Genomic DNA, 16,400 nt, shown 5'->3' on the forward strand with positions numbered 1-16,400 from the left:
CTGAATCAAACTAGACTTTTCGATATTTTAGGAGGCATAAAATGGCTGAAGCTTATAAACAAGCAGGAGTTAATATAGAGGCAGGCTATGAAGCGGTAACAAGAATGAAGAAGCATGTGAAAAAAACAACTCGTCCAGGTGTTATGGGTGGATTAGGCGGATTTGGCGGCATGTTCGATCTATCTGTTTTAAATTTAAATAACCCTGTTTTGGTATCAGGGACAGATGGTGTAGGAACAAAGCTAATGCTTGCTTTTATGTTAGATAAGCATGACACAATTGGAATTGATGCTGTGGCAATGTGTGTGAACGATATTGTTGTCCAAGGGGCAGAACCAATCTATTTCCTTGACTATATTGCTTGTGGAAAAGCAGAGCCTAGTAAAATCGAGGCGATTGTCAAAGGAATTGCAGACGGGTGTGAACAAGCTGGTTGTGCTTTGGTTGGCGGTGAAACAGCTGAGATGCCAGGAATGTATGACGAGGAAGAATATGATTTAGCAGGATTTGCTGTGGGAGCTTGTGAAAAAGAAAAGCTTGTTACTGGTGAAAAAATCCAAGCTGGAGATGTATTAATTGGCCTAGCTTCTAATGGAATTCATAGCAATGGCTACTCCCTTGTACGAAAATTATTTTTCGAAAAAGCTAATATGTCTCTATCTGATTATATCGAGGAATTTGGTTGTACGTTAGGAGAAGAATTAATCAAGCCGACGAGAATTTACGTGAAATCAGTTCTATCTGCTTTAAAGGAATTTGAGATTAAAGGTCTTGCTCATATTACTGGTGGCGGATTTATCGAAAATATCCCAAGAATGCTTCCAGAAGGTTTCGGAATGGAATTGGATGAATCAAACTGGGAAGTACCTGCTGTTTTTGAAAAAATGGAGCAAATCGGCGAAATTGATCGTAAAGAAATGTATAACATCTTTAACATGGGAACTGGAATGGTACTTGCTGTCAGCAAAGAAGAAGAGGAACAAGTCATTGACCATTTTACTCGTATTGGGGAAAAGGCTTATACACTAGGAAAAGTAACAGAGGACGGGGAAATAAATATCATCCTCAAATAGTGTTGGAGGAATGTATATGAAGCGGATTGCTGTTTTTGCTTCTGGTAATGGATCTAACTTTCAGGCGATAGTCAATGCGGTAAAACGAGGGGAGTTAAATGCCTCTATTACCCTATTAGTCTCTGATAAACCAGAAGCTTATGTGCTTGATAGAGCGATGAAAGAAGAAATTCCCACCTTTGTTTTTGCAGCAAAGAATTATCAGGAAAAAGCAGATTATGAACAAGAAATTTTAAAGCATTTAGAAGCAAATGAGATTGATTTAATTGTTCTTGCAGGATATATGAGATTAATAGGTGATACACTTTTACAAGCATTTGCGGGCAAAATTATCAATATACATCCGTCTCTACTTCCTGCTTTTCCAGGAAAGGATGCAATTGGTCAAGCCTTAGAGGCAGGAGTTTCACAAACTGGTATTACCATTCATTATGTAGATGCCGGAATGGATACAGGGCCTATTATTGCCCAAGAGGCCATTGCTTTGTCAGAAAAAGAAACAAGAGAAAGCATTCAGGAAAAAATTCAAGTATTGGAGCACCAGCTATATCCACAGGTGATCCAACACTTGCTTCATAAAAAAGAAGTTTTCCATTAATAGATGAACCGATAGACTAAAAGACCATCATACTTAAGATATCAACAGGCATGAAATATCAGGGGGAATAATGATGAAAAAAAGAGCATTAATTAGTGTTTCTGATAAAACAGGTATTACAGATTTTGCAAAAGAGCTTCATGAATTAGGATTTGAGTTAATTTCTACAGGCGGAACAAAAAAAGCGATTCAGGATAGTGGAATTCCTGTAATGAGCGTGAGTGATGTCACTGGATTTCCTGAAATTCTAGAAGGAAGAGTGAAAACTTTAAATCCGTATATTCATGGTGGATTGCTTGCGAAATTTGATGAGCCAAGTCATATTGCACAATTAGAAGAGCACAAAATTGACCCAATTCAAATCGTTTGTGTTAATTTGTATCCTTTCCAACAAACGATTGCTAAGGCAGATGTAACGGTGGAAGACGCGATTGAAAATATAGATATCGGCGGACCAACAATGCTTCGTGCTTCGGCAAAGAATCATCAGTATGTAACGGTAGTGGTAGATCCTGTTGATTATCAAACCGTTATTGCGGAATTAAAGCAAGAAGAGGAAGTAACGTTTGAAACGAGACGCAGACTTGCTGCAAAGGTATTCCGTCATACAGCTGCATATGATGCGATGATTGCGGAATATATGACTGAGCTTACGCAAGAAGAAACGCCAGAAAAATTAACGGTTACGTATGAGTTGAAGCAATCCTTACGCTATGGAGAGAATCCACATCAAAAGGCAGCATTTTACCGTAAACCACTTGGATCTGATTTCTCGATTGCTAACGCAACTCAATTACACGGAAAAGAACTTTCTTACAACAATATCAATGATGCAGATGCAGCAATTCAAATCGTAAAAGAATTTTCAGAGCCCGCTGCTGTTGCGATTAAGCATAGTAATCCATGTGGTGTTGGAACAGGGGAGGATATTTTTACTGCTTTTTCTAAAGCTTTTGCCGCAGATCCAGTTTCTATTTTCGGTGGGATTATTGCGTTAAATAGAGAAGTAGATGCAGAGACAGCTCAAAAACTACATGAAATTTTCTTAGAAATTGTTATTGCCCCTTCTTATTCCCAAGAGGCATTAGACATTTTACAAGGAAAGAAAAATATCCGTTTATTAACGATTCCCTTTGGAACTGGAAGCAGTAAAGAAATGAAATTTACTTCTATTGAAGGTGGGTTATTAACACAAGATTTTGACCGCTATTCTTTAGATGATGCAACGATTACAATCCCTACAGAGAAGAAACCTACAGACGAAGAGTGGGAAGCTCTAAAATTCGGCTGGAAAATCGTCAAGCATGTTAAATCAAATGCAATCGTAGTGAATAACAAAGAAATGACACTAGGCGTTGGTGCAGGCCAAATGAATCGCGTCGGATCTGCAAAAATTGCCTTAGAGCAGGCTGGTGAAAAAGCAGTTGGTGCAGTGTTAGCGTCTGATGCATTTTTCCCAATGGATGATACGGTTGAAGCGGCTGCTAAAGCAGGAGTTACGGCAATTATTCAAACAGGTGGAAGTATTCGTGATGAAGATTCCATCAAGAAAGCTAATGAATATGGTATTGCAATGGTATTAACAGGAGTAAGACATTTCAAACATTAATATCTTTAAGCTTGGGGGATATAGAGAATGAAAGTACTTGTTATTGGCCGCGGTGGTCGGGAGCATGCGATTTGTACAAAAGTAAGCGAAAGTGAAAAAGTAGACACTGTTTTTGTGGCGCCAGGAAATGTTGGAATGACCGATGTCGCAGAACGTATTGCGATAGAAGAAACAGAAATAGCAAAACTGGTTGATTTTGCATTAACGCAAATGATTGATTTAACCATTGTTGGTCCAGAGGTACCGTTACTTCTTGGTGTAGTTGATCAATTTCAAGCTGCTGGTTTAAAAGTATTTGGTCCAAATCAACGTGCTGCTGAAATAGAGGGAAGCAAGTCATTCGCTAAAGACTTAATGAAGAAATATCAAATTCCAACTGGAGAATACCAAACTTTTTCTGACTATGAAGCAGCGAAAGCCTATATAGAGGAAAAAGGTGCACCAATTGTTATTAAAGCAGATGGTTTAGCAGCAGGCAAAGGCGTAACTGTTGCAATGAACATGGAAGATGCACTAGAGAGCATCAAGGAAATGCTTGTTGGCGAAAAATTCGGAAGTGCTTCTGCAACAGTCGTTATTGAGGAATTTTTAGCTGGAGAAGAATTTTCTTTAATGTCCTTTGTGGATGGAGAAACGGTAATACCTTTGGAAATTGCCCAAGATCATAAACGTGCCTTTGACGGAGATAAAGGACCGAATACAGGGGGAATGGGTGCTTATTCTCCTGTACCACACATTAATCAGAATATCGTGCAAACGGCAATTGAAACAATCGTCAAACCAACTGCAAAAGCAATGATTGAAGAAGGTAGAACATTTACAGGTATTTTATACGCTGGGTTAATTGCAACAGACAAAGGACCAAAAGTAATTGAATTTAACGCAAGACTAGGGGACCCAGAAACACAGGTTATTTTACCGCGCATGAAGTCCGATTTAGTGGAAGTTATTTTATCTGTATTAAATGGAGAGGCTCCTACAATAGAATGGTATGAAGAGGATATGCTAGGAGTAGTTATTGCGTCAAAAGGCTATCCAGAGGCATATGAAAAAGGTGCTGTTATTGAAGGCTTAGATAAAATGGAAGATGTCTCTATTTTTCATGCGGGGACAGACCTAAATGAAGATGGTGCATTTACAACAGATGGCGGCCGTGTTTTATTAATTGCTACAAAGAGCAGTACATTAAAAGAGGCGCAGGATAAAGTATATAAGGAACTAGAGAAATTAGAGAGCGATGGTGTTTTTTATCGAAAAGACATCGGCTTTAAGGCTATAAAATAAAGAAGTAATCCCTGTATGTAGCATTGGTTTAATCAATGTTTTGCATATGGGGATTTTTTGTTAATGGTATATGGTGTGGTAACAGAGGAGTCGTCTCTGAGCCCGGAATCAAGCAAAAGTAGTCTTCGAGGTAACAGAGGAGTCGTCTCTGAGCCCGGAATCAAGCAAAAGTAGTCTTCGAGGTAACAGAGGAAGCATCTCTGAGCCTGGAATCAAGCAAAAGCTGTCTTCAAGGTAACAGAGATTCCTCCTCTAAGCCCAACAACATAAAAAATCCAACCTATAGGTAACAGAGACACTTTCTCCATTTCAACTTAAGCTAATTCAATTCCACCTGTAATACCATATATTTGTGCAGTAACATAGCTAGATTCATCGGATGCTAGAAATACATAAGTATTTGATAGTTCAACTGGCTGGCCAGCACGTTTTAAAGGTGCTTGTTGGCCGAATGTTGGAATGGCTTCACTTGGCTGACCACCTGTGATTTGTAAGGCTGTCCAAATTGGGCCTGGAGCAACGGAGTTTACTCGGATTCCTTTGGAAGCTAATTGTTTAGCAAGACCTCGAGTAAAGCCGTTAATGGCAAATTTAGATGGTGCATAATCTAATAAATTTGGACTAGGATTATAGCCTTGAACAGAGGTGGTTGTAATGATAGAAGCACCTTTTGGCAAGTATGGAAGTGCCGCTTTTACTACCCAATATAAAGAGAATACGTTTACTTCGAAGGTTTTTCGAAGCTGCTCTGTTGATAAATCCAGAATATCATCAACAGCCTGCTGTTTTCCGGCTACTAAAGCTAATACGTCTAATCCACCTAATTCCTGATAAGATTTATCCACTAATTCTTTACAGAAATTTTCATCACTTAAATCTCCAGGTATCAGCACTGCTTTTTGGCCCTCTGCTTCAATTAATTTCTTTACCTCATCAGCATCTTCTTGTTCTGCAGGTAAGTAGTTAATTGCTACGTCAGCACCTTCACGGGCATATGCGATGGCGGCTGCACGACCAATTCCAGAATCGCCACCAGTTACTAATGCTTTTCGGCTTTTTAATCTTCCAGCTCCTTTATAGCTTGTTTCCCCACAGTCAGGCTGTGGATCCATTTTAGCTTGTACACCAGGAGGCTCCTGATATTGTTTTGGAAATTCATCATTATAATATAGATTCAATGGATTTTTCGGATTTGCCATTTTTATCAGCTCCTTCGTTATTTTCTGTTATTGCATTTACCACATCGAAGCATTCCTAAACATTACTAAAGGCTATCCGATAGGTTGGATAGCCTTTAGTAATGTTTATTTTTTCATATCATTTGGAGAGAATATTTTCTCTGGACTAAATTGTTCCATCATTTCTGCTACTCCCTTAGAGGAAGAAGAATCTTTTGCCTCGGCATCATGGGAGGCTGGGGATGGAGTATGTGAACTTTGACTTTGCGCGTGGTTGTGCTGGAATTTAGGCATAATTGCATCCTTTTTTCCATAAAGCGCAACTATTGGACAATAACGGACGATTCCTTCTGCGATTTTCATCCCCGCAAGTAAGGAAATTAGAAAATAAGATTGTTTATAGGGCTTCTTCGCCATTTTTGCCGTACTCCATGCAAGGAATGCACAACCACAGGTAATACGAATAAGCGCATTAATTAGACTTATATTTTGTTTTGGATTCATAAGTTTCGTTCCTCCTACATAAATTTAACAAAACGGTAATATGAATTGATATTTTATATGGTAAAATGATGTTAATCTTAGGGAATTCCAATGCAATTTCCTATCTATTTAAAGAAAAATCGTTACATTTTTTATATACATGAGACAGACATGAAAAGGGAGGAAGCGTAGTGTTAGCTCAGCGATATCGATGGAAAAACAAAGTTTTGCGTGACCATGTATCCATTTTGAATGGTGAAAAATCCCCTACAATCATTCTAAAAAATGCAACATATTTAAATCAGATATTACGCAAGTGGCTTATAGCAAATATATGGATATATCAAGATAGAATCATTTATGTGGGCAATGATATGCCCAAACGAATAGATAAAGCAGAAATGGTTGATTGCACAGATCTTTTTTTAGTTCCAGGATACATAGAACCACATGCACATCCTTTTCAAATTTATAATCCCCTAACCTTAGCCCAATATACATCACAATTTGGAACAACTACACACGTGAATGATAACCTTGTTTTGGCTATGCAGTTAGAAAAAAAGAAAGCGTTTACTTTTTTAGGCTTTATGAAGGACATTCCATCTACGATATTATGGTGGAGTAGATATGATGCGCAAACAGAGTTAAAAGAGGAAGAGCAAGTTTTTTCCCATGGGAATGTAAAAAGTTGGCTAGAGAATGATGCAGTGATTCAAGGTGGAGAATTAACGGGCTGGCCGAAACTTTTAGACGGTGATGATATGATGCTACACTGGATGCAGGAGACAAAGCGCTTGAGAAAACGAATCGAGGGGCATTTTCCTGGAGCATCGGAGAAGACGCTTGCGAAATTAATGCTCCTCGGGGTAGATAGTGATCATGAAGCAATGACGGGTAAAGAAGTGCTGAATCGTTTACTTCAAGGTTATAAAGTAAGTCTTCGGTACTCGTCTATTCGACCAGATTTGCCCAAATTGCTAAAGGAAATGAAAGAATTGGGAATTGATCAGTATGATAGTTTTATGTTAACTACAGATGGCTCACCATCTTCCTTTTACGAAAATGGGCATATAGATCAGCTCATTCGGATTGCAATGGATCATGGTGTACCATTAATAGATGCTTATAATATGGCAACCGTTAATATCGCTAACTATCATGGAATCGAACATTTACATGGAAACATTGCAACAGGAAGAGTGGCAAATATTAATTTTCTGCAGGCGAAAGATAATCCAACGCCTGTCTCTGTATTAGCAAAAGGAATTTGGGTGAAGAAAGACGGCAAAGCAATTAAGGAAGCTTATCCATCGGTTGATTGGGAGCAATTTGATTTAAGCCCGCTTGATATAAAATGGAACGTAAATAGTCTTGATATGCAATTTTCAATGCCATTTGGAATAAAATTGGAGAATGCAGTAATTACCAAACCATATTCCATCTCGATTAACGTTTCCGATGCTATTCTTACGGAGGAACACGATGAATGTTATTTTATGCTCTTAGATCGAGAAGGAGAATGGCGAATCAACACGTTATTGAAGGGATTTACAAAGGAAATTGGGGGAATGGCTAGCTCTTATACTGGAGATGGAGATATTGTTTTATTAGGAAAAAGCCATGCTGATATGATAACCGCATTTGAACGATTAAAAGAGATAGGTGGAGGAATTGTTCTGGTGAAAAACGGCAAGGTAGACATTGAAATTCCATTGCCTTTACGAGGAATGATGGCCGCTATGCCAATGGAGGAACTTATTAAAAAAGAGAAGGAATTGCTGCAATATATTAAAGATAGAGGCTATCGGTATGAGGATCCTATTTACACCATTGTGTTTTTCACCTCAACCCATTTACCCTATATTCGGATTACCCAAAAAGGTTTATATGATGTAATGAATAAAAGTGTACTCTTTCCAGCGATAATGCGTTAAAATATAAAAGAGTTCTATTGTTTAATTTGAATATTCTGATATATTAAATAGTAAGGATTTACTCCCTTTAGTAAGTTTCCTAAGGGGAGTAAATGTTAGACACAGACCATTTCACATCGTGTTGATTGAAAAATAGGAGGGGACTATGAAGAAAAAGTGGTTTGTTTTTTTATTTTTGCTTCTTACCTTAACGGCTTGTAATGGGGAACCGAAGGATGTAGGAAAACATAATGGTAATCAAACTGGCAATGGTACCAAGGAAGAAGAGGGAATAAAGGACCTTGCTACTTTGTATCCATTAACTGGTTTGCCTAGCCACACAGAAAGTACTGACCGTGCCGTTACTGTTATGATTAATAATCATCCTGACGCTAGACCGCAAACCGGACTGGCAGATGCAGATATGGTGTATGAAGTATTAGCGGAAGGGGAAGTTACTCGTTTTCTAGCCGTTTTTCAAAGTACAAAGCCTAAGGTAATTGGTCCTGTCCGTAGTTCCCGAGACTATTATATAGAGCTTGCAAAGGGGTATAATAGTTTGTATATCGCACACGGATATAGCCCAGAAGCAAAAAAGCTACTTACAAACGGCTATATTGATAATTTAAACGGCATGGAGTATGATGGAACCCTCTTTAAAAGATCCTCTGACCGAGTAGCTCCACATAATTCTTACATAAGCTTTGCCAACATTGAGAAGGGGGCAAAGGAGAATAATTATTCGCTATCAGGAGCACCAGAACCTCTCCTATTTTTAAAAACAAAAGAATTAGAGGAAATCGAGGGAGAAGAGGCAAACTCCGTCAGTATTAATTATGGTAACAATCCAAGCTTTAATTCACAGTTTTTATATGAAAAAGATGTACAGAAATATATTCGTTTTTCAAACGGAGAACAAACGGTAGATTATGAAACAAATGCATCGATAGCAGTAGATAATGTGTTTATAATTGAGACTAGTCATAAGGTTATTGATAATAAAGGAAGAAAAGAAATTGATTTAACATCTGGTGGCAAGGCATATTTGTTGCAACAAGGAAAATGGCAGGAAGTCAATTGGAAAAATAGTAAAGGAAGACTTCTCCCATTTAAAGGAGATAAACAGTTAGGGTTTGTACCTGGGAAAACATGGATTAATATAATCCCTTCTACTCCTGGGCTAAAGAACGCTGTAACGCTGAAATAATGATGGACTATTGTCAAGGCTAATTACCAAAAATGTTGCCTTGGATAAAAATAAAGGATAAAAAATGGAGGTTTACTATGCAAATTGATAAATTAAGAGGAAGAGAACTGGATCAATTATTTGAATCCATTCTCTCCCTTGAATCATTGGAAGAATGCTATCAGTTTTTTGATGACTTATGTACAGTAAATGAAATTCAATCCCTTTCCCAACGGTTAGAAGTAGCAAGAATGTTAAGGGAAGGAAATACGTATCACACAATTGAAAAAGAAACAGGTGCAAGTACTGCAACTATATCTCGTGTTAAGCGTTGCTTAAATTATGGAAATGATGCATACGAATTAGCATTAGCACGAATTAAGAAAGAAGAGCCAACGAAAATAGAAGAATAAAATAGAGAAAGGGATTGTCCCAAAAAAGAGTAAATCTGAACGATTTTCTCTTTCCGGACAATCCTTTTATTTTTTGAATTCTAGACCTTTTTTGATGCAAACTAAGATATATTTACTATGTGAAAAATGAAACAATTGTCCGCTCCTTTTCGTCCAATAGGAAAGAGAGGGATTTCCTCCATTCCTTTTAAAAGTTAAGAAAGCATAAGTTTATGAAGTCAGTTGGAGTGTCCAGAATCTGGACTTAGCGTTCCTCGTGTTTCCTATATCTCAGGAAAGGTCGCTCCACCCCACACGCTCCTAAACGGGTGTCCTCCGCTTTTCTAAATATTTACAAGCAATTAAACAGAAGGATTTCTTTTTTGATGGAATATCTAATGCTATAATGAAATGATGTAATGGTTAGAATGGAGGAAGTTTGCATGTATGATGTGCGCGAATGGCGTCATGTATTTAAATTAGACCCGAATAAGGAAATTTCAGATGAAGCGCTTGATCGTTTATGTGAATCTGGTACAGATGCAATCATCATCGGTGGAACAGACGGCATAACGTTAGATAATGTATTAAATTTAATGGCACGTGTACGTCGTTACACTGTTCCTTGTATATTAGAGGTGTCAACAATAGATTCGGTTTCACCCGGATTTGATTTATATTTTATTCCTACCGTGCTAAATAGCAGTGATACGAAATGGATTACTGGTCTTCATCATGAAGCGGTAAAGGAATATGGAGAGCTAATGGATTGGGACGAATTCCTTATTCAAGGCTATTGTGTGTTAAATAAAGACTGTAAAGCAGCGGAGTTAACAAGTGCCGAAACGGAATTATCCGAGGCGGATATCGCAGCATATGCCTTAATGGCTGAAAAGATGTTTCATTTACCGATCTTTTATTTAGAATACAGTGGGATTTATGGAGATCCATCCATTGTAAAAGCAGCTAAAAGTCAATTAAATGAAACAATTCTGTTCTATGGTGGAGGAATTGAATCACTAGAACAGGCAGAGGAAATGGGAAATCACGCAGATGTAATTGTTGTCGGAAATATTATTTACAAAGATTTATCTGCTGCATTACAAACTATTAAAATAAAAAAGAGCAATCGTTGAATATCCAATGAGGCTAGGTTAAAATAGAATATATGTTCTTATGGTGGTGAAGAGATGCAATTTTTAACAGATAAAATATTAAATGGATTAAACCCTGAACAAAAGGAAGCTGTTAAAGCAACAGATGGTCCTTTGTTAATTATGGCTGGAGCAGGAAGTGGAAAAACCCGAGTTTTAACACAGAGAATTGCTTATCTTATGGTGGAAAAGGGAGTCAATCCATACAATATCTTAGCAATTACCTTTACAAATAAAGCAGCAAAGGAAATGCGTCAAAGGATTGCAGCTGTTTTAGGTGGCGCAAGTGAAGATATATGGATATCAACCTTTCACTCTATGTGTGTACGCATTTTAAGAAAAGATATTGATCGAATTGGCTATAACCGGAATTTTACGATATTGGATACAACTGATCAGCAGTCTGTTATTAAAGGTATATTGAAAGACCGAAATATTGATCCGAAGAAATATGATCCCCGTGCTATTCTAGCAAGTATTAGTTCTTCAAAGAATGAACTCGTTACTCCAGAAGAATTTGCGAAGACTGCAGGCGATTACTTCTCACAAATTGTTAGTGATGTTTATACAGAATATCAAAGACGTTTACGTAAAAATCAAGCATTGGATTTCGATGATTTAATTATGCAGACAATCCATCTTTTTCAAAGAGTTCCTGAAGTACTAGAGTACTATCAACGTAAATTTCAGTATATTCATGTGGATGAGTATCAAGATACAAATAGATCTCAATATATGTTAGTAAAGCTTCTAGCAAGCAGATTCCGCAATTTATGTGTAGTTGGTGATTCCGATCAGTCCATTTATGCATGGCGTGGTGCTGACATTTCAAACATCCTTTCCTTTGAAAAGGACTATCCGAATGCAAAAGTAGTTATGCTTGAACAAAACTATCGTTCCACAAAACGAATCCTTCAAGCGGCGAATCAGGTAATTGCCAACAACTCTGGTCGTAAGGATAAAAACTTATGGACAGAAAATGAAGATGGTAACATGATTTATTATTATCGAGCGGATAGCGAGCAAGGAGAAGCACAATTTGTTATTGGGAAAATTCAAGAATTAAGAAGAACAAGCTCCATTCCTTTATCCGATATAGCGATACTTTATCGAACGAATGCCCAATCCCGTGTAATGGAGGAAATGCTGCTAAAATCAAATATTGAATATTCGATTGTGGGAGGTATAAAGTTCTACGATCGAAAGGAAATTAAAGATACACTAGCTTATCTACGATTGATTGCTAATCCTGATGATGATATTAGTTTCCAACGGGTAATTAATGTTCCAAAGCGTGGAATCGGATCTAGTTCAGTTGATAAGATTGCTAATTTTGCTGCAATGCATGATATGTCCATGTATCAAGCATTAGAAGCTGTTGAATTAATTGGCTTAAGTCCAAAGATTACAAAGGCTGCGAGTGAGTTCCGTGATTTGATTCAAAATTACACGAGAATGCAGGAATATTTATCTGTGACAGAGCTAGTTGAGGAAGTAATCGATAAATCTGGATATGTAGACATGTTAAAAGCAGAAAAATCAATTGAGGCGCAGAGTAGATTAGAAAACATAGAAGAATTTATGTCCGTATCAAAAAACTTTGAAGAAGCTAATGAGGATAAATCATTAATTGCCTTCTTAACTGATTTAGCATTAGTAGCCGATATTGATAAATTAGATGAAGATGGACAACAGGCGGATTCCGTTGTCTTAATGACATTGCACTCAGCAAAAGGGTTGGAATTCCCAGTTGTCTTTTTAATCGGCATGGAGGAAGGCGTATTCCCTCACTCCCGTTCCTTAATGGAAGAAACAGAAATGGAAGAGGAGCGCCGTCTTGCATATGTAGGAATTACACGGGCAGAAAAGCAATTGTATTTAACAAATGCTCAAATGAGAACATTATTCGGACGTACCAATATGAATCCACCTTCTCGCTTTGTGAAAGAAATTCCGGAAGATTTACTAGAAGGTATAAATCCTGTTTCGAATAGACAAAGAATGTCTCCAACACAAAGCGGCTCTCGAAGCTCTTATTCACAACAGCAACCAATGAGAAAGGCTGTTATTCGCCCTGCTACAATTGCAACAGGCGGAGAAGGAATTGGATGGAGTGTAGGGGATAAAGCTGTTCATGGAAAATGGGGTATAGGTACCGTTGTTAGTGTAAAAGGGGAAGGCGATTCGAAAGAGCTAGACATTGCTTTTCCTAGTCCAGTAGGTATTAAACGACTATTGGCTAAATTTGCACCGATTCAAAAAGGATAAGGAAAGGAAAAGGGTATATGGAACAAAACCTTGCAGAGAAGCGAGTAAAAGAACTGCATAATTTATTAAATCAATATGGGTATGAATATTATGTTCTGGATAATCCTTCTGTTCCTGATGCGGAATATGACGCATTATTAAATGAATTAATACATTTGGAAGAACAATTTCCAAGCTTAAAAACAAATGATTCTCCATCACAACGAATTGGTGGAGAAATATTGGATATGTTCTCAAAGGTTCAGCATCAAAAGCCGATGCTGAGCCTAGGGAATGCATTTAATGAAGGAGATTTACGTGATTTTGATCGGAAGGTTCGTGCGGCTATTGGGGATGATTTTTCATACGTATGTGAATTAAAGATAGACGGGCTTGCTGTTTCCCTCCGATATGAGAATGGCTTATTTGAGCAAGGCGCAACAAGAGGAGACGGTACAACTGGAGAAGATATTACAGCGAATCTAAAAACGATTCGCTCCATTCCTCTCCGCTTAAATCAACCGGTGAGCATTGAGGTTCGTGGTGAAGCATTTATGCCAAAAAAATCCTTTGAGGCGCTAAATAAAATAAAGGATGAAAATGGGGAAGAGCCATTTGCCAACCCTAGAAATGCGGCGGCTGGTTCTTTGCGTCAACTAGATCCAAGAATTGCAGCATCACGAAATCTAGATGTTTTTCTTTATGCAATTGGGGATGTTGGGCAGACGGGTGTTCAATCCCATAGTGAAGGTCTAGATTTATTAGACACACTTGGATTTAAGACGAATAAAGAAAGAAAAAAATGTGCTACGATTGAGGATGTTTTACGATATATTGATGGTTGGCAGGAGAAACGTCCACACTTGCCATATGAAATAGATGGAATTGTCATAAAGATAGACGGGTTAGCTCATCAAGAGAAGCTAGGAACAACGGCGAAAAGTCCAAGATGGGCAATAGCTTATAAATTCCCAGCAGAAGAAGTAATGACAAAGCTTCTTAATATTGAACTAAATGTCGGGAGAACAGGTGTTGTAACGCCTACTGCTGTACTAGAACCAGTGAAGGTTGCTGGGACAACAGTGAAAAGAGCGTCTTTACATAACGAGGACTTAATACGTGAGAAAGATATTAGACTCGGTGACATGGTTGTTGTCAAAAAAGCTGGCGATATTATTCCAGAAGTAGTGAATGTGTTAGTGGAAAAAAGAACCGGTGATGAAGAAGAGTTTCTAATGCCAACTCATTGTCCAGAATGTAATAGCGAGCTTGTTCGATTAGAAGAAGAAGTAGCGTTGCGCTGTATTAACCCAAAATGTCCTGCACAAATTAGGGAAGGCTTAATTCATTTTGTTTCTAGAAATGCCATGAATATTGATGGGCTTGGTGAGCGAGTAGTGAGCCAATTATTTTCTGAAAAATTAATTGAAGATGTTGCTGATTTGTACACATTAGAATTCGAGCAACTGATTCAATTAGAGAGAATGGGTGAAAAGTCTGTTAACAATTTACTGCAAGCAATTGAGGTATCGAAACAAAACTCTCTTGAGAGGTTGTTATTTGGTTTAGGTATTCGTCATGTGGGTGCAAAAGCAGCGAAAACGATTGCGATGGAATTCAAACATATGGATTCACTTGTGAAAGCTACTAAAGAGGATTTAACAGCCATCAATGAAATCGGGGAAAAGATGGCGGATTCCATTGTTACTTTTTTTGAACAAGAAGAGGTACTGGAATTAATTACAGAGCTAAAAGCATATGGTGTCAACATGGAATATACAGGCCCATTACCAGTAGCAACAGAAGAAGCGGATTCCATATTCGCAGGTAAAACAATTGTATTAACAGGAAAGTTAGAACAGCTTTCTCGTAACGAAGCAAAAGAGCAAATTGAATTGCTAGGTGGTAAAATAACCGGAAGTGTTAGCAAGAAAACAGATTTAGTCGTTGCAGGAGAAGATGCAGGAAGCAAGCTAACAAAAGCGGAACAGTTAGGTATTGAAGTGTGGGATGAGGAAAGGCTTATGGAAGAATTGAAGAATAAAGGTGTGTTTACTGAATGAAAAAACACGTAATGATGATGATGGGACTAGTACTAATCCTTTCAGCTTGTGCACCAAACTTTAATAAGGAAGAAAAAGTAAAAACAGAAGATGTAGATAGTAATTCGACAGAAACAGCGATTATTCCGAACTATAAAATCTCTGAAAATTATTATAAGGTAGTCGTTCCATTTAAAGCATCGGAAGCAAGGGGATTAGTCGTAAATAATTTAAATACACGCTATGATATTGCTGAATTCGAAACAGGATTAATGCGGATTGCACAAAATGCATATGATCCGGAAGAATATTTTTTCCAAGAAGGACAGTATTTAGATAGTAGTATAATCTCAAGCTGGCTAGGGAGAAAATCAGATAAGAATCCTGAGGGCTTGAATCCAGCTGGTAAGGAGAATGGGAAAGAGCCTATTTATTTAGCCCATATCCTTGAGCATGATTATTTAGTGAAAACCGATGATAATAGTTTAAAGCTTGGTGGGATTTCAATTGGTTTGGCTATGAATTCTGTCTATTCCTATGAAGAAAAGGGAGCAGCAAAAGAACTTAAACTAGATCGAACAAAGCTTGAAAAAGAAGGCAAGAGAATTGCAGAAGAGGTCGTAAAAAGAATTAGAGGCGTGGAAGGACTTGAACAAATTCCAATCATAATCTCTCTTTTTGAACAGAAGGAAAGTTCCTCTGTTGTTCCTGGAAACTTCTTTGCTTACTCGAAGATTGCCGGCAATAGTAAAAGTATTGGTGACTGGGAAGATATTAATGAAAAATATATATTATTTCCAAGTTCTGACACAAAGTATAAGTCAGAAGCGGATGCTTTTTCCTATTTCAAGCAAGATATAGAAAACTATTTTCCAAACTTTAATGGAGTTGTCGGAAGAGCTTTCTATGTTAATGATAAAATGCAAAATTTAAGTATTGAGATTCCAATTCAATTTTATGGAGAAGCAGAAGCGCTCGGCTTCACCCAATTTGTAGCAGGAAAAGTGATGGAACACTTTCCTCCAAATAATAACTCTTCTGTACAGGTTAGTATTACATCTGTATACGGTCCTGAATCATTAATCGTACGTGATGTTGATGCAGAAGAACCATATATTCATATTTATGAGTAATGACTAGAGAGTATTAGGCATCATGTTTCCCCTTAAATAAGTGGAAGGAGTGATGTCTGATACTCTCTTTTTTGTGTAATGACAAAAAATTTTAAAAAGATACAA

The 16,400-nt window shown here is 37.7% G+C and carries 13 protein-coding genes; 11 read left to right on the top strand and 2 right to left on the bottom strand.

The features are described from left to right. The first annotated feature begins 41 nt into the window (after nucleotides 1-41). The 4 genes from purM to purD all read left to right on the top strand — a co-directional run bounded on the left by purM (nucleotide 42) and on the right by purD (nucleotide 4,564). The gene (purM, locus tag NYE52_RS02645) at nucleotides 42-1,073 is read left to right on the top strand and encodes a phosphoribosylformylglycinamidine cyclo-ligase (protein ID WP_341191637.1); all 1,032 of its coding nucleotides are present in this window, start codon (nucleotides 42-44) and stop codon (nucleotides 1,071-1,073) included. 16 nt (nucleotides 1,074-1,089) lie between these two features. Further along, nucleotides 1,090-1,671, top strand: coding sequence for a phosphoribosylglycinamide formyltransferase (purN, locus tag NYE52_RS02650; protein WP_341191638.1), 582 nt, complete (start codon nucleotides 1,090-1,092; stop codon nucleotides 1,669-1,671). A 73-nt stretch (nucleotides 1,672-1,744) separates the two neighbouring features. Beyond that, entirely contained in the window at nucleotides 1,745-3,280 is a 1,536-nt protein-coding gene (gene purH / locus NYE52_RS02655) for a bifunctional phosphoribosylaminoimidazolecarboxamide formyltransferase/IMP cyclohydrolase (protein ID WP_341195093.1), read from the top strand. 27 nt (nucleotides 3,281-3,307) lie between these two features. Beyond that, the gene (purD, locus tag NYE52_RS02660; protein ID WP_341191639.1) at nucleotides 3,308-4,564 is read left to right on the top strand and encodes a phosphoribosylamine--glycine ligase; all 1,257 of its coding nucleotides are present in this window, start codon (nucleotides 3,308-3,310) and stop codon (nucleotides 4,562-4,564) included. A 314-nt stretch (nucleotides 4,565-4,878) separates the two neighbouring features. On the opposite strand, the gene NYE52_RS02665 is transcribed toward purD, so the two are convergent. Together NYE52_RS02665 and NYE52_RS02670 are read right to left on the bottom strand one after the other, a co-directional pair. Further along, nucleotides 4,879-5,763, bottom strand: a complete 885-nt coding sequence (locus NYE52_RS02665) for an SDR family oxidoreductase (protein WP_445669086.1) — start codon at nucleotides 5,761-5,763, stop codon at nucleotides 4,879-4,881. A gap of 105 nt (nucleotides 5,764-5,868) precedes the next feature. Then, nucleotides 5,869-6,246 (bottom strand): YgaP-like transmembrane domain, encoded by a 378-nt coding sequence (locus NYE52_RS02670; protein ID WP_341191640.1) that lies wholly within the window; start codon nucleotides 6,244-6,246, stop codon nucleotides 5,869-5,871. 170 nt (nucleotides 6,247-6,416) lie between these two features. Between NYE52_RS02670 and NYE52_RS02675 the strand changes: the two genes are divergently transcribed. The 7 genes from NYE52_RS02675 to NYE52_RS02705 all read left to right on the top strand — a co-directional run bounded on the left by NYE52_RS02675 (nucleotide 6,417) and on the right by NYE52_RS02705 (nucleotide 16,295). Continuing rightward, nucleotides 6,417-8,162, top strand: coding sequence for an adenine deaminase C-terminal domain-containing protein (locus tag NYE52_RS02675; protein WP_341191641.1), 1,746 nt, complete (start codon nucleotides 6,417-6,419; stop codon nucleotides 8,160-8,162). A gap of 145 nt (nucleotides 8,163-8,307) precedes the next feature. Continuing rightward, nucleotides 8,308-9,348, top strand: a complete 1,041-nt coding sequence (locus NYE52_RS02680) for a DUF3048 domain-containing protein (RefSeq protein ID WP_341191642.1) — start codon at nucleotides 8,308-8,310, stop codon at nucleotides 9,346-9,348. 77 nt (nucleotides 9,349-9,425) lie between these two features. Beyond that, the gene (locus tag NYE52_RS02685) at nucleotides 9,426-9,740 is read left to right on the top strand and encodes a YerC/YecD family TrpR-related protein (RefSeq protein ID WP_341191643.1); all 315 of its coding nucleotides are present in this window, start codon (nucleotides 9,426-9,428) and stop codon (nucleotides 9,738-9,740) included. A 422-nt stretch (nucleotides 9,741-10,162) separates the two neighbouring features. Continuing rightward, nucleotides 10,163-10,855, top strand: a complete 693-nt coding sequence (locus NYE52_RS02690) for a heptaprenylglyceryl phosphate synthase (RefSeq protein WP_341191644.1) — start codon at nucleotides 10,163-10,165, stop codon at nucleotides 10,853-10,855. A 54-nt stretch (nucleotides 10,856-10,909) separates the two neighbouring features. Then, the gene (pcrA, locus tag NYE52_RS02695) at nucleotides 10,910-13,141 is read left to right on the top strand and encodes a DNA helicase PcrA (protein ID WP_341191645.1); all 2,232 of its coding nucleotides are present in this window, start codon (nucleotides 10,910-10,912) and stop codon (nucleotides 13,139-13,141) included. 17 nt (nucleotides 13,142-13,158) lie between these two features. Further along, nucleotides 13,159-15,183, top strand: coding sequence for an NAD-dependent DNA ligase LigA (ligA, locus tag NYE52_RS02700; protein WP_341191646.1), 2,025 nt, complete (start codon nucleotides 13,159-13,161; stop codon nucleotides 15,181-15,183). Continuing rightward, nucleotides 15,180-16,295 (top strand): CamS family sex pheromone protein, encoded by a 1,116-nt coding sequence (locus NYE52_RS02705; RefSeq protein ID WP_341191647.1) that lies wholly within the window; start codon nucleotides 15,180-15,182, stop codon nucleotides 16,293-16,295. The genes ligA and NYE52_RS02705 overlap by 4 nt, the downstream gene beginning before the upstream one ends. Nucleotides 16,296-16,400: the final 105 nt, after the last annotated feature.

The organism is Niallia sp. FSL W8-0635, from assembly GCF_038007965.1.
Lineage (GTDB): Bacteria > Bacillota > Bacilli > Bacillales > Cytobacillaceae > Niallia.

What these genes read in the sequence shown, in the direction of transcription:
- purD (WP_341191639.1), top strand. Translation starts at nt 3,308, where the DNA reads ATGAAAGTACTTGTTATTGGCCGCGGTGGTCGGGAGCATGCGATTTGT.
- ligA (WP_341191646.1), top strand. Translation starts at nt 13,159, where the DNA reads ATGGAACAAAACCTTGCAGAGAAGCGAGTAAAAGAACTGCATAATTTA.
- NYE52_RS02690 (WP_341191644.1), top strand. Translation starts at nt 10,163, where the DNA reads ATGTATGATGTGCGCGAATGGCGTCATGTATTTAAATTAGACCCGAAT.
- purN (WP_341191638.1), top strand. Translation starts at nt 1,090, where the DNA reads ATGAAGCGGATTGCTGTTTTTGCTTCTGGTAATGGATCTAACTTTCAG.
- NYE52_RS02680 (WP_341191642.1), top strand. Translation starts at nt 8,308, where the DNA reads ATGAAGAAAAAGTGGTTTGTTTTTTTATTTTTGCTTCTTACCTTAACG.
- purH (WP_341195093.1), top strand. Translation starts at nt 1,745, where the DNA reads ATGAAAAAAAGAGCATTAATTAGTGTTTCTGATAAAACAGGTATTACA.
- NYE52_RS02705 (WP_341191647.1), top strand. Translation starts at nt 15,180, where the DNA reads ATGAAAAAACACGTAATGATGATGATGGGACTAGTACTAATCCTTTCA.
- NYE52_RS02670 (WP_341191640.1), bottom strand. Translation starts at nt 6,246, where the DNA reads ATGAATCCAAAACAAAATATAAGTCTAATTAATGCGCTTATTCGTATT.
- NYE52_RS02665 (WP_445669086.1), bottom strand. Translation starts at nt 5,763, where the DNA reads ATGGCAAATCCGAAAAATCCATTGAATCTATATTATAATGATGAATTT.
- pcrA (WP_341191645.1), top strand. Translation starts at nt 10,910, where the DNA reads ATGCAATTTTTAACAGATAAAATATTAAATGGATTAAACCCTGAACAA.
- NYE52_RS02685 (WP_341191643.1), top strand. Translation starts at nt 9,426, where the DNA reads ATGCAAATTGATAAATTAAGAGGAAGAGAACTGGATCAATTATTTGAA.
- purM (WP_341191637.1), top strand. Translation starts at nt 42, where the DNA reads ATGGCTGAAGCTTATAAACAAGCAGGAGTTAATATAGAGGCAGGCTAT.